Source organism: Tissierella praeacuta DSM 18095 (assembly GCF_900128955.1).
GTDB classification, from domain to species: Bacteria; Bacillota; Clostridia; order Tissierellales; family Tissierellaceae; genus Tissierella; species Tissierella praeacuta.
In genome coordinates this window covers 121,148-142,625 of record NZ_FQTY01000001.1, presented here as the reverse complement: position 1 = coordinate 142,625, position 21,478 = coordinate 121,148, and the positions used below count along the sequence as shown (strand labels likewise).

Below are 21,478 nucleotides of genomic sequence, written 5' to 3'. Positions count from 1 at the left end.
AGATATCCTTTTATTAGCACTCTATGCTATCGAGTGCTAATGCTTACGATTTAAAGTTACCACTACTTATAAATTTTGTCAATACCTTTATTGAAAATTTTTTATTATTTTAAAAAATCTACTTCAACTAAATTAGATAAATCAAGTCCTTTTTTAGTTAGCCTAATATTATGATCATTTAATATCAAACCATTATCTATATGTTTTTTTATTATATCACCATATATCTTTTCTATTTCAACTTCAAATCTATTTTTAAATTCTATCTTACTTAAACCTTCTATCTTTCTTATGCCAAGAATACAAAATTCTTCCATTTCAGTATCTTTATCTATTATTTCTTCACCTTCTACAGGAAGTTTATTCATATTTAATTTTTCAATATAGATATTTATATCTGATGTATTAAAAAATCTTTTTCCTCTCATATTTGAATGGCTACTCAAACCTACTCCAAGATATGGTCTTACTTCCCAATATACCAAATTATGTTTACATTCGTATGTAGGTAAAGCGTAATTAGATATTTCATAATGTTTATATCCATGATTAGTTAAATATTCAGTAGCTTTATGGTACATCATCCTTTCTATATTTTCATCAGGTAGAAATATTTTTCCTTCATTGTATAATTTATAAAACTTTGTATTTTCTTCTAGTATAAGTCCATAATAGGATACATGTTCTACTCCCAACTCTACTACCTTTTTTAATGAGCTTATTACTTGGTCTATACTTTGATTAGGAAGTCCAAATATTAGATCTACATTGATATTTTTCATATTCCCATTTCTTAATATTTCATAACTTTTATAAAAATCTTTAGTACTATGTATTCTACCTATAGATTTTAATAGGGTGTCATCTAAGGTTTGCATACCCATACTTACTCTATTTATTCCAGATTCCATATATATCTGTACTTTTTCTTTGTCTAAAGTACCAGGATTAGCTTCTATTGTTACTTCTACTAAATCACTGGTATTAAAATTTCTATATATAAATTCTAATATTCTATTAATATACCTTGGATTTATACAGGAAGGAGTTCCACCGCCTATAAATATAGTTTTAATACTATAATCCTTTATTTTATCTTTATATAAATCTAATTCAATTATCAAACTATTTATATATTCATCAATTTTATGATTTATATTAGTAAAAGATGAAAAGTCGCAATAATAACATTTGCTTATGCAAAAAGGTATATGAATATACAAGGATAAGTCTTTCATTTTATTCCTCCAAACAAAATAGGAACGACTTAGTGGTCGTTCCCTACAGTTTTATATAAATAACAGATATGTCATTTATAAGCAAATTATTTTTCATCGTATTTCAATACTGTTAGGAAAGCTTCCTGTGGAACCTCTACTGAACCAATTTGTCTCATTCGTTTTTTACCCTCTTTTTGCTTTTCTAATAACTTTTTCTTTCTTGAAATATCTCCACCATAACATTTGGCAAGTACGTCTTTCCTAAGAGCCCTTATTGTCTCCCTAGCTATTATCTTAGAACCAATAGCAGCCTGTATAGGTACTGCAAATTGATGCCTTGGTATTACATCTACTAATCTTTCTGCTATAGTTCTTCCTCTTTCATATGCTTTTTCCTCGTGTACAATTAAAGAGAATGCATCTACCAATTCTCCATTAATTAATATATCCATTTTTACCAGCTCTGATTGCTGATATCCCTTTAAATCATAATCTAAGGAAGCATATCCTCTCGTTTTTGATTTAAGTGCGTCAAAAAAATCATAAATAACTTCATTTAAAGGTAGTTCATAATGTAATACAACTCTCTTTTCCTCTAAATACTCCATATTTAAGAAAGTACCCCTTTTGTTTTGACAAAGCTCCATTATGGTACCAACATAATCTGTAGGTGTCATAATATTTGCAGTTACAATAGGCTCTTCCATATACTCTATCTCTGTAGTGGGAGGAAGATTGGAAGGATTTTGTATATGAAGGACTTCTCCAGTAGTTTTTGTTACTTTATATATAACTGAAGGTGCTGTAGTTATTATGTTTAAGTCAAATTCCCTTTCTAATCTTTCTTGAATAATTTCCATGTGTAAAAGTCCCAAAAAACCACATCTGAATCCAAATCCTAATGCAGCAGAAGTTTCAGGCTCAAAATCTAAGGCTGCATCATTTACTTGCAATTTCTCTAAGGCTTCTCTTACTGTATTAAAATCTTCACCTTCTGCTGGATAAATACCACAATAAACCATAGGAATAACCTTTTTATATCCAGGCAAAGCCTTCTCAGTAGGATTATCATCATCAGTTATGGTATCTCCAACCCTTGCATCTTTTACATTTTTAATACTAGCAGTTACAAATCCTACTTCTCCTGGTTCCAATTTATCCAGTGATATATGCTTTGAAGTATTTACACCAACTTCTACTACTTCATAGGTTTTTCCTGTAGACATCATTTTTATGTTCATACCAGGTTTTATTGTACCTTCAAATACTCTTATATAGCAAACAACACCTTTATAACTATCATAATAAGAATCAAATATTAATGCCTTTAAAGGTGCCTTTGGATCTCCCTTAGGAGCAGGTACATTCTTTACTATGTTTTCCAATACATCTTCAATATTTAAACCTTCCTTTGCTGATATAAGTGGTGCTTCCTCACAGTCTATTCCAATAATATCTTCGACTTCTTTTTTTACTTCATCTGGTCTTGCACTTGGTAAATCTATTTTATTTATTACAGGTAATATTTCTAAGTCTTGATCTAATGCTAAATATACATTAGCTAAAGTCTGTGCTTCTATTCCTTGAGTAGCATCTATTACAAGTATTGCTCCTTCACATGCAGCTAGGGACCTTGAGACTTCATAGTTAAAGTCCACATGTCCCGGAGTATCTATGAGATTTAATATGTATTCTTCTCCATCTTTAGCATTGTAAACCAATCTTACAGCCTTTAACTTTATTGTTATACCTCTCTCTCTTTCCAAGTCCATATTATCTAAAACTTGATTTTGCATTTCTCTTGAAGTCAACATTCCCGTTCTCTCTATTAATCTATCTGCCAAAGTAGATTTTCCATGGTCAATATGGGCAATAATCGAAAAATTTCTAATATTTTCTTGTTTAATTCTTTGCATATTTTTCCTCCTTATGAAGTTTCAAGATAACTCTAGACAATTATAGCAGAAATTTACTATTATGTAAAACTAAAAGACCAGAAACTGGTCTTTTAATAATTTTTTTCAAAAGAGACAAATCTATTATATAGGATTCTCCCAAAACATCTAATCTCCTTGCACTAATATTAACTCTAAAAATATTTGGATTATCTAAACAATTTAATTCTATAATGTTTTGATTTACAATTTCTATGCCTAATATTAAAAATAAAATTAAAATTAAAATATAAAATCTTTTTACTCTTTTTCTTCGAATTTCTTTTCTCAATCTTTTATTTCTTTCTAACCTAGTTTCCATATTATCACCCAGATTAGATTATCCAATTTCTGCATATATTATGCAAAACTTAATTAATTTTTCCAAATCTATTATCTACTGGAAAATATCTAAATCCTGTAATTCCTTTAATAGATTTAACTGATACACATCCAAAATAACGACTATCCTTAGAAGCTCCTTCGGCTCTATTATCGCCTAAAACAAAAACCTGTCCCTTTGGAACTTTCCAAGTATCTTCATCATATATGTGGGTATATGAATCATTAACTAAGTATGGTTCATTTAACAGAGAACCATTAACATATACCTTACCGTCTTTAATCTCTACTAAATCACCCTCTATACCTATTACTCTTTTTATATAATCCTTAACTGGGTCATCTGGTGCTTTGAGAACTATTACATCTCCTCTTGATGGTCCTTTGAAATATAAAGAAACTTTATTTGCAAAAAGTCTATCTTTTTCATGTAAAGTAGGATACATGGAATTACCTAATACATAAGTAGTATTAAAAATAAAAGCTTTAATTAAAATTGCAATAACCACAGCTGTTACAATACTCTTAATCCATTCTATAGTTTCATTTTTTACATCTTTATTGTTTTCTTCCATTAAGTATTCCCTCCCAGTGCTATCTTAAGTAATTTACATTATATCAGATTTGTAAAAATTATAAAAGACTATTCTTCTAGCAATCCACTCATTACCATAGACAAAACCTCTCCAACTAATTTGGCTCCCTCATTTGCTTCCTCTATTGTATTAAAATTATATCCTACTTCTATTAATGCTGAATAGTCTGATAAATATTGATTATACTTTCCTCTAGGTTTTATTAATATACCTCTACATAATCCGGGATATAAGGTATCAGAAACAGCTTTCACATACTTAGCAAATCCTAGTACTTGCTCCTTATTAACAGAATCCGGACCTACTACTAAAGAAAAAGTAGCAACCGATTTACCTCCTATATCAGTTTTAGATTTTGCTTTTACAGTTTCCATATTAGGGCTTTCATCTACAATGGCATCTCTATGTATATCCAATAACACCTTTATATTACTAGACTCTGCCATTTTGTTTTTTATTGTATTGAGGCTCCTAGAATAAGATTTATTATATGAAGGTAAATCATGAACAGTTTCAACATGATCTACTTTATGACCATTAGCTTCTAAAACAGTTGCTATTGTATTACCTATACTTATCATATTATTTTTTTTATCTTGACTTCTATAATTATTAGACTTTGCCATCAAATAAGCCTCTGTCGCGTGTGTATGATATATTAAAATATAGGGCTTTTCTTTATCTATCTTAAACTTCTTAGCAGTCAAAGGTTCTGGAATACTATCTATTGTATTTAATTCATTTGAATCTTTAACTATTATTAATGACTCATATTCATGTAAGTTCTCTATGATTATATCATTTTCCGAATTGTATTCTTCATTCTCTGGCAACGAAATCCTTTCTTCCATGGAATTTCTCTTATTATCTAATTTTTTTGTCATGGGAAAAAAAGAATTTATAGTTTTTCTTATTTCCATATTTATATTTAGCATATTTTTTACTTTTTCAAATGGGATATTAGTTATCTTAAATTCTTTTTTATTTACATTATGCAATTTTGATGAATATAATCCAATACCTATTGCACCAATATTTAAAATTATTAAACATAGCAATGCCAAAATAATATAATCAGATTTTCTAGATTTTCTCATGTTGAACACTCCCTAATATACTTTCAATACAAAAATTATATTCTCATTGGGGAGCAAATATACTAAAATTTATTTATCTGATATATCTATTTACATCTTTTAAATCTATTCCTGGATGTAGGGCAATGTTTAAACCATTCGCTACTATTATGGATAAATCGTCAACTAATGCGTCAATATCAGTAGGCGTCACCACTACATTTTTCATATAAGGATTTAATACGTCTTGAATTAAAGAATATTTTTCTTCAGATGATACTTTTGATAATAAATTATAAAAATCTGATCCCTCCTTAGATTCAGATTTTAATGAATCTATTACTAAATCCAAGGTATCATTTACAATAGTAGCTGCATCTACAACAGTTGGTATCCCTATTGCAATTACTGGAACTCCAAGAGTATTTTCATTAAATTCCATTCTATTATTTCCTACACCTGATCCAGGGTTTATTCCTGTATCAGATATTTGTATTGTAGTAGACACTCTATCCATTTTTCTTGAAGCTAAAGCATCTACAGCTATTACTAAATCCGGCTTAACTTTTTCCACTACTCCTTTTATTATCTCCCCTGTTTCTATACCTGTTATCCCCATAACTCCTGGAGATAACGCTGCGACATTAGCAACAGTTTCATCTATTTCCTTATTATAATTAACAAAAAATTGTCTAGTAACTAAAACTCTTTCTACAACCTTTGGTCCTAGAGCATCTGGAGTAATATTCCAATTTCCTAGTCCTACAATTAAAATTTTGCTATCTTCCTTGTTCTTACCTAAACCTTTTATTTCTTTAGCTACCACTTGGGATATTTCGTCCTTTAAATCTTCATCTGATTTATTTAGTTTAGGCACATCAATGGTTATATAATTTCCTATTGGCCTATTTAAATTTTCACTACCTTCTTTATTTAATACTTTTATCCTTGTAACTATATAAGATTCATTTTCTTCTTTTTCTACATTGATACCTCTAGAATCTTTATTCCTTTCATTTTTATATATTTCTCTGTTTTCTATAGCTAGATCAGTACGAATTTGATACAATTTAATTCTCCTCTCTTGATAAAAGTTTCCTTAAATATTTTAATGCTTCAATAAAAGCTTTTATTATAATTTTATCCATTATAATGTTAAATATCCTTGCATTTTATAGTTCTTCGTGATAAAATGTTTTTTGTTAGATTAGAGGAGGTGAAACTATTGGCAAATATTAAATCTGCTAAAAAAAGAATTCTTATTACAGAGAAAAGAACAGCTATAAATAAAGCTAGAAAATCTGAAATTAAAACATATATTAAAAAATTTGATAAAGCTATTGATAACGGAAATTTCGATGAGGCAAAAGTATTACTTAAGGCTATTGATAAGAAATTAAAGAAAGCTGCTCATAAGAATGTTATTCATATGAATAACGCATCTAGAAAAGTTAGCCGCTTAACGAAGAAATTAAATAATGCAATGTAATTAAAGTAGATAAAACTTCGGGAGGCCGAAGTTTTTTTATGTCAAATAAGCTAGTTTAATAATTAACATTTCAAGGGCTAGTTTTTCATCATGAGAACTAGTCTTTTGTTTTATATCTAGCTCTAAAATGTAATTCAAGATTTTCTCAAGTTGTTTTTCAGTAAAGTTATAGGATTCTTTAGATATTTTTTTGAATTCATAAGGTTTTACTTGTAATTTTTCTTGAGTTTCTCCCTCAGAGTATCCTTTTTCCCTATATAATTTATATCCTAACATTAATCTTAATTGCCTTATTATCATAGAAAGTATCCTTTGAACTGGCTCGTTTGATATATACATTTCATTAAATACCTTTAAAGCTGAGTCACTATCCTTCTTATTTATACTAGCAAGCAAATTAAATATATTAGTATCTAATGTCTTAGCTAAAACCATATCTATATCCTCTTTTACAATTTCATTATTAGATACATAGTTAATTAATTTTAATAATTCATTTTCTAAGTCATAAAGAGTTTTAATGCTAGTATAATCACTATATCCTGTTTCCTGAATAAAATAGTTTAAATTTGCATTAGATATTCTTTTTTTATAATTCTTTAATCTATTTTCTACCCATATGTTTAGTTCTTTTCCTTTTAGCTTATTAAATTCTACTATCCCATTTAATCTATTAATCCCCTTATACAATTTACTTGTTTTTTTAAGTTTATTAGATCTATCCATTATAATTAAGCAAAGGTAGCTATCTAGTTTTTCTACATATGAGCTAAGCTTTCCTTCTAAATCATCACCTTCATTTTCTATAATTTCACTGATATCTCTTATAACAACTAATTTCTTAGATGACATAAATGGTAGTGTTTCACATGCATTTAAAATATTGTCAAATTTCATTTCCTTACCATCTATTATCATATAGTTTAATGCTTCTAAAGATTCATCAATATACCTTTCCTTTAAAGATTCTATTGCCTCATTCATAAGATATTCCTCTGCTCCTACAAATAAATATACAGATAATAGACTCTCCTTATTTATGCTCTTCATAAATTCGCTATAATTCATTAACTGCCAACCCCTCTTCTAGATGTAAATAAATCTTTATTAAAATATAAGCTATTAAATAATATACTATATATAAAATAATATCCATTAAATTTTCTTTTAACAAAACCATTAATTCAAATTTATCACGTATAAATGGTATAATATCCATTTTTTCTTTATTTAATTTTACTGTAATCAATCCCATATTATCTGTTCTATATAATCTAGTACCTAATTTATTATATCTATCTAGAACTTCTTCCTTTGGATGTCCATAAAAATTATTTCTTCCAACTGAAATAACTCCTATTGTTGGTCTTATATTATTTAAAAATTCTTCTGTAGAGGAAGTATTGCTTCCGTGATGAGGTACTTTTATTATATCAATATTTTCTCTAAGTTTATTTGCTAATATAGTTTCTGCTTCCTTCTCTATATCACCAGTAAATAGTATTTTCTTATTATAATATGAAAGTAAAAATACTAAGGATAAATTATTAGGATTTAATTTTGCTTTCCTTAAATCTTCATTGGGACTTAAAACTTCTATAGATGTGTTGTCATCTAACCATATTAAGTCTTTTTCATTTAATATAGTTAAAGGTATGTCTTTTTCCTTTATTTTATTATACACTGGACTTTCATTGTCTTTGTAGGATATTAAAATATTACTTATATCTATATTCTCCATTAAAAGCGGCAATGACTTACAATGATCATCATCAAAATGAGTTATAAAGATACCCCTAAGTTTATTTATACCATTTTTTTCTAAATAGGGAAGTGTAATATTTTTTCCTATATCAAAAGAATCCATTACATTGCCACCTGTGTCTACTAAGTAGCTTCCTCTTTTAGTATTAATTAAAACTGAATCTCCTTGACCTACATCTATAAAATTTATATCAATAGATTTATCATTAAACAATACTAAAAAATTAAATAATATTAAAATAACCAAATAATATATAATAGATTTTTTAATATTAAAACTAAATCCATCTATATTTATAATTTTAAACACTATAAGCAAAAAGGTATAATATAGAAAAATCTCAAAAATGTTTGGTGAAGGAACTTTCAATATACCAATAGGTAGCTTATATAATATATTTACTAATTCAAACTGTATTGATAAAATAAAATCTAATATACAGCCCATTAAAGAAGTCAATATTGGTATTGTATAAAATAAGCATACCATAATTCCCCCTAGGATTAAGGATAAAGATAACATGGGAACTATAATTAGATTAGAGAGTATACTTAATATTGATATCTTATTAAAATAATAGGCTTGTACTGGCAATAATCCTATCTGAACTCCTAATATACCAGATAATCCATAGACTATTTTGTTATTATAGGGGTATAATTTTCTTTGTATCTTAGGTGTAAAATAAATTATTGAAAACGCTGCCATAAATGAAAGCTGAAATCCAATATTAAAAATCCAAATTGGATTTGCTATTAATAGAATAAACATTGCAAAGAACAAAGTATTGATAGAATCATAGGGCTCTCTTAGAGACTCCCCATAAAAGATTATACTAAACATTATATTAGCTCTAAGTAAAGAAGGTGGAAATCCTATTAGATATCCATAAATCCAAATAATACTAAGTGTTATAACTATATTTAATTTTCTTTTTATACCTAAATGAGATAATATATAATTTAAAAAACCAGCTATTATTCCTATATGTAATCCTGATACAGCCAATATATGGGCTAATCCTAGGTTTCTATATTTCTCCAAATTCTCTTCTTCCAAATATGAGGACTCTCCCAATATTATACTTTTTATCATTGAACTATTATTTACATTTAGATTACTATCAAATAAATTTTCTATGTTTTCTATAAAATTAGCCTTTAACTTATATCTAAAAGTCTTACCTTCTTTCTTAATTTTTATTACAGAATAATCCCTTACACTCATTATTGTATGTATTTTGTTTGACAGTAAATTTAATCTATAATTAAAAAGCATTGGATTAGTATTATTTTGTGGAATTTTTACTTTACCTAAAAAACTTATTTCATCACCTAATTCAATATTTTTGTCCCCTATGACCTTTAGCACTATTTTTTCTTTTACTCTGGTATCCATTGAATTATCTAATATTTTATTAACTTTAACAATATATTTTCCTTGTTCTTCACCACTGCAAATTATTTCATCAACAACACCACTTAACATAATGTTTCTATCTACTTTTGTTTCAAGAATACTGCTATTTAAACTATAACTCCCAAATATTAAACCTAATAAACTAAGAATTGAAAATAATGTTATAGCATTTGACTTTTCCATTATAAGATTTAAAATATAAATTCCTATGGTCAATACAAGTAAAATAAAACTTACAATTTTATTAATCTCTAAATAATAAGATATGATTATTCCTAAAGCTAATGGAATTGTTATAAACACAAAAGGCCTATTCATAAAACCCTCCAGCTTATTTTTTTCTATGCATCCTATTTAAACTCCAAATCATAAGTATTACTCCTAATAAAACCAATATGCTACCATCTGGCATACATACCACCTCAATTCATTTTATATTATTATAACATAGTGAACTAATATTTTATTATTGTTTTTGTTTTTTTATGGTAATATATAATATATAATATTGAAGGGAATGATAACAAAATGACAAATAGACTTTATTTAGATAATCCTTATTTACGAGAAATTGATTCAAGGATAGTTGATAAAATATATAAAGATGGAAAATATTATATAAAACTTAATAGAACAATCTTTTATCCTCATTTATCTGGAGGACAACCTGGAGATAAAGGTACTATAAATGGTGTTCAAGTATTGGAAGTATATGAAGAAGATTCTGATATAATCCATGTAACGAAAGAAAATATTTATAGTGATAAAGTAATCCTGAATATAGATTGGGAAAATAGATTTGATAACATGCAACAACATACTGGGCAACATCTGCTATCTGCTGCATTTTATAAACTTTACAATGGTGAAACTGTTGGATTTCATATAGGAAAAGATTATGTATATATTGATATTACTTTGCCAGATTTATCTGAAGATGATTCTGAGAAAATCGAAATATATGCCAATAGAATAATATTTTCAAATTTCGAGATTAAATCCTATTATATTGAAAAAAATGATATAAATAAACTTCCAATTAGAAAGCAACCAACTGTTAATTCTAATATTCGTATAGTCGAAATTGATAATATAGATTTTTCTCCTTGTGCTGGTACTCATTTGAGAAATACTGGAGAAATAGGACTTATAAAGATAAGAAAATGGGAAAAATATAAGGGTAATATTAGAATTGAATTTGTTTGTGGTAATAGAGCATTGTTTGACTATAGATGGAAAAGTAAAATGATTAAAGATATTAGCTTACTATTATCTTCAAAAGATACTGATGTATTAGAAAAGGTTAAAATTCTCTATAACCAAAAAGAAGATTTAGAAAAAAACAACAGAAACATTCAAGAAGAACTCCTTAGATATAAAGGAGAAGATTTATTAAAAAATGCTATAAAGATAGATGGAATTTCATTTGTAACTAAAATATTTGACGATAGAGATTTAAAGACAATTAATAAAATATCAGTTCACTTAAATAATATAGAGAAATCTATTCAAATTTATGGTTCTAAATATGAAAATAAAGGACAATTTTTAATTAGCGTGTCAAAAGACTTAAATATTAACCTTAAAGATATATTCAAAGAGGTATCAGAGGAATTTGAAATTAAAGGCGGCGGTAGCCCTCAAACTATCCAAGGTGGATGTTCACTTGATGACTTAGATAGCTTACTAAATATATTTTTTGAAAATATAAAAAATAAAATTAAAGGTTAGAGAAATATTTCTCTAACCTTTAATTTTATATATAACTTAGAATCTCATTAAATATTTCTTCTTTAACCTTAGTCACTCCTAAAAAATCAACAGATGGTTTGTAAGCTTTTTCTAAGATAAAATGATTTTCTTTTGCTCCATTTAAACTTTCAATTCCTTTATCTACTAAAGCATTAAACATCTTATAATCCTCTCTACTTAATTTACTATTATCTAAATATTTATTTAAATCTACCTTTGTTTTTGCAAATTTTTCCCCATATTTATTTGATGTTATTATTGTATCTAATTCCTTAATAAATATAGATTCAATTTTTTCTGGTATCAAAGAATTATGATATATTTCTACTTCATAATTTCTTAATTTTGCTTCTCCTAATATTCTACTTAATAAAGTGTCTTTTCCTGTTCCTATAGTTCCGTCTATATAGTATATATCTTCTACCCATTCCAATATGGTATTTGTATAGTCTACGAATCCATAAGGTGTATATGCCGTAGAGAATAAATGTCTTTCTCTAAATCCATTAGATATTATTTTTATCTCTCTTTTAGAAAAAATTTTTTCTAAAACTTTTCTACTTTCATCATTTATCCCTTTAATATCTAGTTTTAATTTATTATCATCTTCTATTTCCTCAAATATAATTTTCGCAGCCTTAAAATAGTTAAATGCCTTTCTATAGGCATATTTATTATTTATTTTAGCCTTAACTATCTCTGCCTTATTAGATTCTAAAGAGTGAGAATCTATAAATTGTGCTAAGTCTATTATTTTATCTGTTAATCCTGGATATAAAGGCTCAATTGTATGTGGTGGAGTGCCGTCTACAATAGCTATGTCTAGTTCACATATAACAATCCCATCTATTGAGTTGGGATCTGATGGGCAATGGTGATACTCTATACTATAGCCTTCATGGAAAATTCTTTCACCTATTTCCTTCATTAAAGAAGATTTCCCACCTCCTGGCATGCCTTTCAATATATATAATGCCTTTCTATTTAAACCTATGATATTATCATGAAAAGAATAAAAACCATTGGACGTATTTCCTCCTGGAAATATTCTTCGTATTTTTGCCATATAAAAACCTCCTAAAAAGATTATATATTATAATTTATTCCTTTAGGACTATTATGTGCATATTGATGAAAAAGAACTCTTGAAATAGTATAATAATAGAATACCTCTATTTTTATTTTATATATCTGAATTATACTATATTTATTAATATTATGATATAATATTATCAACATTGTAATTTTAATAATTATATAGAAATAGGTGATTTATTGGCAACTATTAAGGATATAGCTATCAAAACTAATTTATCCACAACAACCGTTTCATTAGTACTAAATAACAGGGCAGATAATATACCACAAAAAACTAAAGATATAGTACTAAAAGCTGCAAGAGATCTTAATTATAGCCCTAACCAATTAGCAGTGGCTCTTGTGACTAAAAGATCAAAGACCCTTGGTCTAATAGTCCCAGACATCAGAAATGACTTTTTTTCAAACCTTGCTAAGGGAATTGAAGATGAATGTAGAGATAAAGGCTGGACTGTATTTTTATGTAATTCTAATGATATGCATGATAGAGATTTAGAGTATATTAAAATACTTGCTGGGAAAGGTGTAGATGGAATATTATATTGTATGTCTTCGGATAGTGATGCTAAAAAATTTAAAGAAAAATATGAACTATTCCAAAGGTTTGGTATTAAATTTATTGCATTAGACCGTTATTTTGATTTTCCAAATATTATTACTGCTCGTTTGGATCATCTAAAAGGTGGCTATCTTGCTACAAAACATTTAATAGATTTAGGTCATAGACGAATTGCATGTTTAACAGGTCCTAATAATTTGATAGACTCAAATGAACGTCTAAAAGGTTATAAGATGGCCTTAAAAGAAAATGGGATTCCATATGACCCAAATATAATCATAGAAGGAAATTACCAAGTTGAAGGAGGGCTTTCTGCAGTAGATAAGCTAGTTAAAACAGATTTCACTGCAATTTTTGCATTTAATGATATGATGGCCTATGGACTTTTTAAAGGTTTACAAACTCATGGTTTATTTGTTCCAAAAGATATATCCATTGTTGGGTATGATGATATTTACTTATCCGAAATTCTAGAAGTCCCCCTTACTACCGTACATCAGCCAGTAGAGTTAATGGGTAAAACAGCAACTAATTACCTCATAAACCTTATCGAAAATGAAGTAGAAAATAACGTAATACCAACTCACGCTCCGAAACTAGTTGTCCGAAAAAGTACTGCTAAATTAAATTCATCATAATAAGATATCTACTATAATTTATAACCACTTAGTTAGCAATAAAAAATCTCGGGTAAAATACCCGAGATTTTTATCTATTACTCATATACTAAAGTTAAGTTACTATTTTGAACCTCTTCCATATAAGGAATTGAACTCTCTGCTCCTTTTCTAGATACTGTAATTGCAGATGCAATAGATGAAAGCCTTAAGGCTTCTCTAATATCATATCCCTTAGCAAGACTTCCAATAAAATAACCAGTAAATGTATCTCCTGCTGCAGTGGTGTCTATCACAGGTACTTTAAATATTCCATGCTCTAGAACTGTATCTCCATCTTTAAATCGTACTCCCTTTTCTCCCAGTGTTAAGATAATTTTAGCTGAAGGATACTTAGTTCTCAATGCATCTAATATATCTCCTTTTATTTCTCCTTCGCAAATATCAACAGCTTCTACCTCATTCAACATAAAATAATCAACATACTCTAAATTTAAACTAAATATCTTCTCATCCATTGGAGAGGGATTTAAGACGATTTGAAGGCCTTTTTTATGTCCCTCATCTACTATATATTTCAGCATATTGATTTCATTTTGTAGAATCAGAAAATCACCCTTCGTAAAATTCTCCAAAACTCTATCTACATGATTCTCGGTTATCATTTGATTTGCTCCCCCGTAAAGGAGTATACAATTTTGACCATCTTCATCAACTTGAATAATTGCATGTCCTGTAGAAACATCATCATAATGTTTTATATAATCAATATTTACATTATTTGTTTTAAGAATATCAATCAATTTTCCACCATCTGATTTGCCAACAGCACCTGCATGATAAACTTCAACTCCTGATCTTGCTAGAGCAATGGATTGATTCAGACCCTTTCCTCCTGAAAAAATCTGCATTGACTTGGAAGATTTTGTCTCCCCAGGTCGAACAAACCGATCTACACTGTAGACATAATCTAAATTTAATGATCCAAAGTTTAGTATTTTCATTTATGCCTCCTTACCAATTTGGACAATAGAGTTTACTTTGTTAAGTAATCAAGAATTCCTTTCCATAATTCATCATAGAATTCCCAATTAACAAATTCTGGTGGTCCCCAATGAGGTGCACAGTCAGAAGTAAATACAGCTGATTTGCCCTTACCAAAATTACCTACAGCTATAAATGGATCTCCTCCAATTGTTGCTAGTACTTCACCTTCTGGGATTGCTATTGTCTTATTGTATCCTAGAAAATGAGGCCATTCTGCTGGAAGTCCTTTAATCGCATCATGTTCCTTTACTGTAACTGGTACTATCCCTTCTGGGTGCTCTGCTCTATCATCCATATCAAGGCATTTAACTGGAAGAATATCTTTAATTGAAGTTTGACCATATCTTGTCTTTGCATCAATACCAGTAAATGACATATATCCACCTACCATTAAAAATGCTCCTCCATCCTTTACATAATCTTTAATAAGATCACATCTATTCGGAGTTCTAATAGACTTTGTAAATGTCTTATGTGGTAATAATAGGGTATTTGACCCTATATCAGACAAAATAACACATGAATATTCCTTTATTTCCTCCATTGTAGTAGGAAATTTTTCTGGTGCTAAATGGTTTGAGATATAATCTACTTCATATCCAGCATTTTCTATTGCTTTTTTTATAAAACCTACTCCTTCTTCATAAACAGTAGTATAAAAAGTGTCAAACCCCTTAACATGTGTAGTATAGCTCATCCAGGATTCACCTGCAATTAGTACTTTCTTTACCATTAAAATTCCTCCTTTTATCTATTACACCAATCTATTATTAATTGTGCATAAATTAATATTGAATCTAAATATTGTTCTAACTCAATGTATTCATTCACTGCATGACATTGAGCTTGTCTTCCAGGCCCATATTGTAATGTAGGAGCTCCAGCAATATTTTTCCATATTCTAGAATCACATCCCGCAGGAGATCCAACTATTTTTAGTTCTTTGCCTGTTGCCCTTTCAAAGGATCTTTTAAATGAATCTACAAAAAGATGGTCTAAGTTCATTTCAAAGGATCCCCCTGCTTGATATATGGAGATATTTGGTTTATGATCTTTGAGCCATTCATCTCCTTCACAACATCTATATATAGCATTTGTATACTCTTTAACTACCTCATCATGATTCATTTCAGGCAGATAATGAACACAAGTGGAAAATGAGCAATAGTCAGCTACAGTAGAACCGGCAGTACCTCCTTCAATTACTCCAACATTGGATGTTGGTGCTGGTAGAAGTGTATGTTTGTATTTCATTAGCCATCTGTGTTCAAGTTCATCTATTGCTGCCATTAGCTTTATGGCTTTTTCTATTGCACTTACTCCTAACCATTTAGAACCTGAATGAACTGCCAATCCTTCTATTTCAACCTTAAAGAATATAAAACCCATATGTGCTGCAATTAGTTCATAATTCGTTGGTTCACAAACCACAACAGCATCGGCCTTTTGCCCATTCATAGCTGCTGCTATAGATCCATTTCCTCCACCTTCCTCATCTATTACTGAAGTAATAATAACATCACCAGGTAAAGAAATGCCTGCATCCTTCAAAAGCTCAACTGCCATTGCAGATGCCACAAGTCCACCTTTCATATCACATACCCCAAGCCCATACATTTTTCCATTTTTTATAGTTGGTTCATGGGGAGGAGTATCCCACATATTAATATCTCCAGGAGGCATAGTATCTACATGTCCATTAAACATAATTGATTTGCCACCATTCCCTTTAAAGGTTGCATATACATTATATCTGTTATCATAATTATGACCTGGGTTACCTTCTTTAAATTCTTTAATACTCTTTTGAATTACTTCCTCTGTTACTTGATCCTTTACTACAGTTGCTCCCATATTATTAAACATATTTATTAGATAGTCCTGTCCTTCTTTTTCCAATCCTCCATCAATCCCATGCCCAATATCACGAGTATCTATTGCTACAAGGTCTGCAAGACGAGAAATATACTTATTCTTATTTTCTTCTAGGGCAATCTTTAATTGTTCAATCATTCTTCTCACCACCCCAAATAATATTAATTATACAATCTTATACAATTTTCAACTATATCCCAAAATTTTTCCTTATGAAGTTTTACTGCAACTAATACATTTGGCTCCTTCTTAGTTGTATTAAAATAATCACATAATGTACGCCCATAACATTTTTCACTTCTTATTTCCACTTCTGTATACATAGGTTTTACTTCAATACAACTTGGATCAATAAGATAAGCTATGCATGTAGGATCATGAAGTGGTCCACCCTCCCAACCAAATACCTCTTTTTGTTGTTGTCCAAAGAATCTCATTAAATCTGTAAAAAGATGAGCAGCCTTTGTATCAATATTCTTCATTCTATCAACTATAGAAGGATAGCATAATGCTTGTCTTGTTAAATCCAGTCCCATCATAACAATAGGTCTTCCTGATGTAAATACTACATATGCTGCCTCAGCATCTGCTAAAATATTGAATTCTGCAGCAGGGGTAACATTCCCTAATTGGTAAGCTCCACCCATAAGAACTATTTCTTGAATCTTATCTACAATCCTAGGCTCCATACGCATTGCCATTGCAATATTAGTTAATGGTCCAGTTGGCACAAGAGTAATATCTCCTTCTGATTCCATAAGAGTATCAATTATATAGTTTACAGCATGTTTATCTTCTGATTTTTTTGTTAATGAACCAAAAGTTGGTCCATCAAGCCCTGTTTCTCCATGAATATCTTCTGCAATTACCTGTCTTGTCCTTATCATTGGATGACTACAACCTTCATAAACAGGGACATTAATATTTAAATATTGGCATACATTTAAAGCATTTCTAGTAGTCTTCTCTATAGTTTGATTTCCAGCCACAACGGTAATTCCAAGAAGATTTATCTTCGGGTGCTTGGCCGCCATCATAATAGCCACGGCATCATCATGTCCTGGGTCACAGTCTAATATAATTTTTCTTTTATCCATATTAGTACTCCTTTATAATTTAATTCTATAAGATTAATGAACTTTTCCTTTTTTGTTCTTTTCTTGCTTTTCTCCATAAGGAAATGGCAAGTACTGCTACTGTAATAATATAAGGTAGCATAAGAACAAATTGGGAAGGCCATCCATATGCTTGTAATCTTCCACCAATACTATCAACAAATCCAAAAAGCAAACTTCCTATCCATGCGAATATAGGGTTTGCTCCTCCAAAGAACATGGCTGCAACACCCATAAAACCTCTTCCATTAGTCATATTTTCAATAAACATCTGAGAATACCCTATTGAAAGATGAGCACCAGCCATCCCACCTAAAATTCCCGAAATTATCATTACTTGATATTTCATTTTATTTACATTTATCCCTGCAGTTTCTGCTGCCATTGGAAAGCGTCCCACAGAACGAAGTCGAAGTCCCCATACTGTGCGATAAAGCAAGAAACTTAAAACAAGAACCATAATTATTCCAACTATTTCCATCAGCGACCAATTATTAAATATTCCATCTAGATACTTGTTACCTTGCAAAATTGGAATATTTACTCTAGGTATTCCAATAATTTCAGGACTTGTAAAGCTCCCAGTAGTTCCAAGAAATTGCTTTATTCCAAACTTGGTAATAGCAAGTGCAAATATGTTAATCGCTGTACCAATAGCAGTTATATCTGCTTTATATTTTATATGAGCAACAGCCATAATAAGTGCTGTCAATATCCCTGCAATCATTGCTATTAATAGTGCAAGTACCCAGCTTCCTGTTGAATAACTAACCAAAACAGCCACAAATGACGCTGTAAGCATAATCCCTTCAGTTCCTATATTTGTAATATCACCTTGTTCTGTAATTACGGCAGCCAAAGCAGCAAACAAAATAGGAGTTGAGGCTCTTATAGTAGCATATATCAATGTATAATCAAAAATTGAATGAAAATTCACTTTTTAGCCCTCCTTTAAATTTGTTCCTTAACAGTTTGTGTATTCTTTGCCTTTCTTTTTTTGTTAAAGGCAAATAAGGCTTCCATTGTTGCAAATATTATAAATATAGCGATTATTGTATCAACTATTGATTTTGGTACTCCAGTATATCTTTCCATTCCCAGAGCACCAGATTTTAGAACTGCAAGGAAAAATGCCATGAAGGGGACCATTTTTATATCATTTTTTACTATTAGTGCTGCAAGCATGCCATCAAAAGCAATGCCTGAAGAAAAATTATCAAGAAAATATCCATAAGTTCCAAGTACTTCAAGAGCTCCTGCAATTCCACCAATAGCTCCACTCAAATACATTGCATGAATCATACTCCTTTTTGGACTAATTCCAATATACTCAGCGTGAAATGGATTTAGTCCAACACTTGTAAATCTATATCCCCAACTAGATTTAGTTAAAATCCAGTAAATAACTATTGCTAATCCAATTGCTATAAAAAGTCCAGTATTTGCTTGACTTGGCTTCAAAAATTGAGTCAACTTTGCACTATTAGCTATTGTTGGAGTCTGTGGTACTCCTGTTTTGGCACTGAATGGTCCATTTACTAGATAGGATGTAATATATTTCGCCACATAGTTCATTAGTATGGTTACACAAACTTCATTTACTCCTAAATAGGCTTTTAAAGAACTTGGGATATATGACCAAGCAGCACCTATTAGAGCTGCAACCATAATACAAAGTATAATCAATAGTGGTCCCGGTAAACTTGTAAATGTAAAACCAACCCAGGCAGCAGCTATTGCACCTAAATAAAGCTCACCTTCTACTCCTACATTAAAAACCCCTGCTCTTGACGATACTACAAATGCTATTGATGTCAAAAGCAATGGTACAAACTTTTGTAATGTTGTGCCCAAATTTAATTTACCAACAAAAGCTCCTTTAAAAAGCTGGAAATATGCTTCTATAGGATTATGACCAAGAAAAAGCATAATAACAGCACCTATGAATATGGAAACTAAAGTTGTTAGGAGCAGATTTAAATATTTATTCGTAGATTTTGTCATATTAGTGGCTCCCTCCCATTTCTGCTGAATCCTTATTCTTTGCAACTCCACCCATCATTAATAAACCAATATTATCTTCATTTGCATCCTCAGCATTTAAAATACCAGTAATTTTCCCTTCATACATAACTACAATTCTATCAGAAAGAGATAAAATTTCTTCAAGATCTGCTGACACTAATAAGATAGCCTTGCCCTTTGCTTTTTCTTCATTAAGGATTTTCCTAATAGATTCTATTGCTCCAATATCCACACCTCTAGTTGGTTGGGAAGCAATAAGTAGTTTCCCATCTGCATCTACTTCCCTTGCAACAACTATCTTTTGAGCATTTCCTCCAGACAAGGCTTGGGTCAATATATTAGGGTCTGTTGGCCTAACATCAAATCTTTCTATAAGATCTTTTGAAAAACTTGCAATGGCTTTTTTGTTGAGAGCTATACCCCTTACAAAAGGTCTTTTATCTATTTTAGCAGCAACCATATTATCCATAATACTCAATCCTCTATTTAGACCACGAAGATTCCTATCTTCAGGTACATGTGCTAAACCTAATTTTCTAATCTTTAGCGGAGTAAGATTGGTTATATTTTTTCCATCAAGGTTTACTATTCCTTTCTCTACTTTTCTTAATCCAGCAATTGCTTCAATTAATTCACTTTGTCCATTTCCATCAATACCTGCTATTCCTACAATTTCACCAGCCTTAACATCCATTGAAATTCCTCTAATTTTAGATAATTCTTTTTCTCCAGATGTCCAAATGTCGTCAACCTTTAAAACTACATCTCCAATGTTAGATTTCTTCTTTTCTACTTTAAGAAAAACTTCACGACCTACCATCATTTTAGCAAGCTCAGCTGTATTAGTATCCTTCTTCTCAACAGATGATACAAATTTACCATTTCGCATAACAGTAACTCTATCTGAAATCTCCATTACCTCATTTAATTTATGTGAGATAAATACAATTGATTTTCCGTCTGCCTTCATATTTCGTAAAATCTCAAAAAACTTAACACATTCTTGAGGTGTTAGTACTGCAGTAGGTTCATCAAGGATAACTATCTCTGCACCTCTATATAATGTTTTAATAATTTCAACTCTTTGTGCTTCTCCAAGTGATATCTGATTTATTCTCTTATTAGGTTGGATATCCATATTATAAATATCAATATATTCTTGTATATCTTTCCTTGCCTTATCAAAGTCTATAGTAATATTTTTTCTTGGTTCAAATCCTAAAATAATATTCTCAAGTACTGTTAATTCTTTTACAAGCATAAACTCTTGGTGAACCATTCCCACACCATTTGCAATAGCCTTTGCAGGGGTCAATCCTGTAAATTCTTTTCCATTGATTTTGATACTTCCTGAATCATTTCCATAAATACCATAAAGCATCTTCATCATAGTAGATTTACCAGCGCCATTTTCACCAATAAGTGAATGTATCTCTCCTTTTTTTAGATTGAATTGACCATCAATAACGGCTCTTACATCACCAAAATGCTTTGATATATTGGTCATTTCAACTATATACTCGTTCATCGAAACACCTCTTTCCGCTAC

The 21,478-nt window shown here is 29.8% G+C and carries 19 protein-coding genes; 3 read left to right on the top strand and 16 right to left on the bottom strand.

The window, feature by feature from the left end:
* Positions 1 to 104: 104 nt before the first annotated feature.
* The 6 genes from hemW to gpr all read right to left on the bottom strand — a co-directional run bounded on the left by hemW (position 105) and on the right by gpr (position 6,237).
* A complete protein-coding gene (gene hemW, locus BUB33_RS00770; RefSeq protein ID WP_072971758.1) occupies positions 105 to 1,238 on the bottom strand; it encodes a radical SAM family heme chaperone HemW in 1,134 nt (377 codons plus the stop codon).
* 86 nt (positions 1,239 to 1,324) lie between these two features.
* Positions 1,325 to 3,136: a translation elongation factor 4 gene (gene lepA / locus BUB33_RS00765; protein WP_072971755.1), complete on the bottom strand. Its 1,812-nt coding sequence runs from the start codon at positions 3,134 to 3,136 to the stop codon at positions 1,325 to 1,327.
* Positions 3,137 to 3,176: 40 nt separating this feature from the next.
* Positions 3,177 to 3,476 (bottom strand): hypothetical protein, encoded by a 300-nt coding sequence (locus tag BUB33_RS00760; RefSeq protein ID WP_072971753.1) that lies wholly within the window; start codon positions 3,474 to 3,476, stop codon positions 3,177 to 3,179.
* A gap of 49 nt (positions 3,477 to 3,525) precedes the next feature.
* Entirely contained in the window at positions 3,526 to 4,071 is a 546-nt protein-coding gene (gene lepB / locus BUB33_RS00755; RefSeq protein ID WP_072971750.1) for a signal peptidase I, read from the bottom strand.
* A 68-nt stretch (positions 4,072 to 4,139) separates the two neighbouring features.
* Positions 4,140 to 5,189, bottom strand: coding sequence for a stage II sporulation protein P (spoIIP, locus tag BUB33_RS00750; protein WP_072971748.1), 1,050 nt, complete (start codon positions 5,187 to 5,189; stop codon positions 4,140 to 4,142).
* A gap of 73 nt (positions 5,190 to 5,262) precedes the next feature.
* The gene (gene gpr / locus BUB33_RS00745) at positions 5,263 to 6,237 is read right to left on the bottom strand and encodes a GPR endopeptidase (protein WP_072971744.1); all 975 of its coding nucleotides are present in this window, start codon (positions 6,235 to 6,237) and stop codon (positions 5,263 to 5,265) included.
* 156 nt (positions 6,238 to 6,393) lie between these two features.
* Between gpr and rpsT the strand changes: the two genes are divergently transcribed.
* Positions 6,394 to 6,657, top strand: a complete 264-nt coding sequence (gene rpsT, locus BUB33_RS00740; protein WP_072971742.1) for a 30S ribosomal protein S20 — start codon at positions 6,394 to 6,396, stop codon at positions 6,655 to 6,657.
* A 36-nt stretch (positions 6,658 to 6,693) separates the two neighbouring features.
* Here the strand turns inward: rpsT and holA are convergent, their stop codons facing one another.
* The gene (gene holA / locus BUB33_RS00735; protein WP_072971740.1) at positions 6,694 to 7,725 is read right to left on the bottom strand and encodes a DNA polymerase III subunit delta; all 1,032 of its coding nucleotides are present in this window, start codon (positions 7,723 to 7,725) and stop codon (positions 6,694 to 6,696) included.
* Positions 7,715 to 10,159 carry a DNA internalization-related competence protein ComEC/Rec2 gene (locus BUB33_RS00730; protein WP_072971736.1) on the bottom strand — a complete coding sequence of 815 codons (2,445 nt, stop codon included), beginning with the start codon at positions 10,157 to 10,159 and terminating at the stop codon, positions 7,715 to 7,717. The genes holA and BUB33_RS00730 overlap by 11 nt, the downstream gene beginning before the upstream one ends.
* 210 nt (positions 10,160 to 10,369) lie before the next feature.
* On the opposite strand from BUB33_RS00730, the gene BUB33_RS00725 reads away from it, so the two are divergent.
* A complete protein-coding gene (locus BUB33_RS00725) occupies positions 10,370 to 11,572 on the top strand; it encodes an alanyl-tRNA editing protein (RefSeq protein ID WP_072971734.1) in 1,203 nt (400 codons plus the stop codon).
* Positions 11,573 to 11,597: 25 nt separating this feature from the next.
* Here BUB33_RS00725 and BUB33_RS00720 read toward each other — a convergent pair whose 3' ends face one another.
* Entirely contained in the window at positions 11,598 to 12,659 is a 1,062-nt protein-coding gene (locus BUB33_RS00720) for a hypothetical protein (protein WP_072971731.1), read from the bottom strand.
* A gap of 209 nt (positions 12,660 to 12,868) precedes the next feature.
* Between BUB33_RS00720 and BUB33_RS00715 the strand changes: the two genes are divergently transcribed.
* Positions 12,869 to 13,888, top strand: a complete 1,020-nt coding sequence (locus BUB33_RS00715; RefSeq protein WP_072971727.1) for a LacI family DNA-binding transcriptional regulator — start codon at positions 12,869 to 12,871, stop codon at positions 13,886 to 13,888.
* Between the two features lie 77 nt (positions 13,889 to 13,965).
* Here the strand turns inward: BUB33_RS00715 and BUB33_RS00710 are convergent, their stop codons facing one another.
* From BUB33_RS00710 to BUB33_RS00680, 7 genes are read right to left on the bottom strand one after another with little or no spacing between them, the layout of a single operon-like run.
* Complete coding sequence (locus BUB33_RS00710) at positions 13,966 to 14,871, bottom strand: ribokinase (RefSeq protein WP_072971724.1); 906 nt, start codon at positions 14,869 to 14,871, stop codon at positions 13,966 to 13,968.
* 32 nt (positions 14,872 to 14,903) lie between these two features.
* A complete protein-coding gene (locus tag BUB33_RS00705; protein WP_072971720.1) occupies positions 14,904 to 15,647 on the bottom strand; it encodes a glutamine amidotransferase in 744 nt (247 codons plus the stop codon).
* A 14-nt stretch (positions 15,648 to 15,661) separates the two neighbouring features.
* A complete protein-coding gene (locus BUB33_RS00700) occupies positions 15,662 to 16,927 on the bottom strand; it encodes a M20 family metallopeptidase (RefSeq protein WP_072971717.1) in 1,266 nt (421 codons plus the stop codon).
* 23 nt (positions 16,928 to 16,950) lie between these two features.
* A complete protein-coding gene (gene rihB, locus BUB33_RS00695; RefSeq protein WP_072971713.1) occupies positions 16,951 to 17,886 on the bottom strand; it encodes a ribosylpyrimidine nucleosidase in 936 nt (311 codons plus the stop codon).
* Positions 17,887 to 17,911: 25 nt separating this feature from the next.
* Positions 17,912 to 18,841, bottom strand: a complete 930-nt coding sequence (locus tag BUB33_RS00690) for an ABC transporter permease (RefSeq protein WP_072971710.1) — start codon at positions 18,839 to 18,841, stop codon at positions 17,912 to 17,914.
* A gap of 14 nt (positions 18,842 to 18,855) precedes the next feature.
* Complete coding sequence (locus tag BUB33_RS00685; protein WP_072971707.1) at positions 18,856 to 19,908, bottom strand: ABC transporter permease; 1,053 nt, start codon at positions 19,906 to 19,908, stop codon at positions 18,856 to 18,858.
* 1 nt (position 19,909) lies between these two features.
* Positions 19,910 to 21,457, bottom strand: a complete 1,548-nt coding sequence (locus BUB33_RS00680) for an ABC transporter ATP-binding protein (RefSeq protein WP_072971704.1) — start codon at positions 21,455 to 21,457, stop codon at positions 19,910 to 19,912.
* Between the last annotated feature and the right edge of the window lie 21 nt (positions 21,458 to 21,478).

Coding starts and splice junctions, on each gene's coding strand:
- BUB33_RS00760 (WP_072971753.1), bottom strand. CDS start 3,476: ATGGAAACTAGGTTAGAAAGAAATAAAAGATTGAGAAAAGAAATTCGA.
- BUB33_RS00705 (WP_072971720.1), bottom strand. CDS start 15,647: ATGGTAAAGAAAGTACTAATTGCAGGTGAATCCTGGATGAGCTATACT.
- BUB33_RS00730 (WP_072971736.1), bottom strand. CDS start 10,159: ATGAATAGGCCTTTTGTGTTTATAACAATTCCATTAGCTTTAGGAATA.
- BUB33_RS00710 (WP_072971724.1), bottom strand. CDS start 14,871: ATGAAAATACTAAACTTTGGATCATTAAATTTAGATTATGTCTACAGT.
- BUB33_RS00685 (WP_072971707.1), bottom strand. CDS start 19,908: ATGACAAAATCTACGAATAAATATTTAAATCTGCTCCTAACAACTTTA.
- BUB33_RS00725 (WP_072971734.1), top strand. CDS start 10,370: ATGACAAATAGACTTTATTTAGATAATCCTTATTTACGAGAAATTGAT.
- hemW (WP_072971758.1), bottom strand. CDS start 1,238: ATGAAAGACTTATCCTTGTATATTCATATACCTTTTTGCATAAGCAAA.
- BUB33_RS00700 (WP_072971717.1), bottom strand. CDS start 16,927: ATGATTGAACAATTAAAGATTGCCCTAGAAGAAAATAAGAATAAGTAT.
- BUB33_RS00720 (WP_072971731.1), bottom strand. CDS start 12,659: ATGGCAAAAATACGAAGAATATTTCCAGGAGGAAATACGTCCAATGGT.
- lepA (WP_072971755.1), bottom strand. CDS start 3,136: ATGCAAAGAATTAAACAAGAAAATATTAGAAATTTTTCGATTATTGCC.
- spoIIP (WP_072971748.1), bottom strand. CDS start 5,189: ATGAGAAAATCTAGAAAATCTGATTATATTATTTTGGCATTGCTATGT.
- holA (WP_072971740.1), bottom strand. CDS start 7,725: ATGAATTATAGCGAATTTATGAAGAGCATAAATAAGGAGAGTCTATTA.
- rihB (WP_072971713.1), bottom strand. CDS start 17,886: ATGGATAAAAGAAAAATTATATTAGACTGTGACCCAGGACATGATGAT.
- lepB (WP_072971750.1), bottom strand. CDS start 4,071: ATGGAAGAAAACAATAAAGATGTAAAAAATGAAACTATAGAATGGATT.
- BUB33_RS00680 (WP_072971704.1), bottom strand. CDS start 21,457: ATGAACGAGTATATAGTTGAAATGACCAATATATCAAAGCATTTTGGT.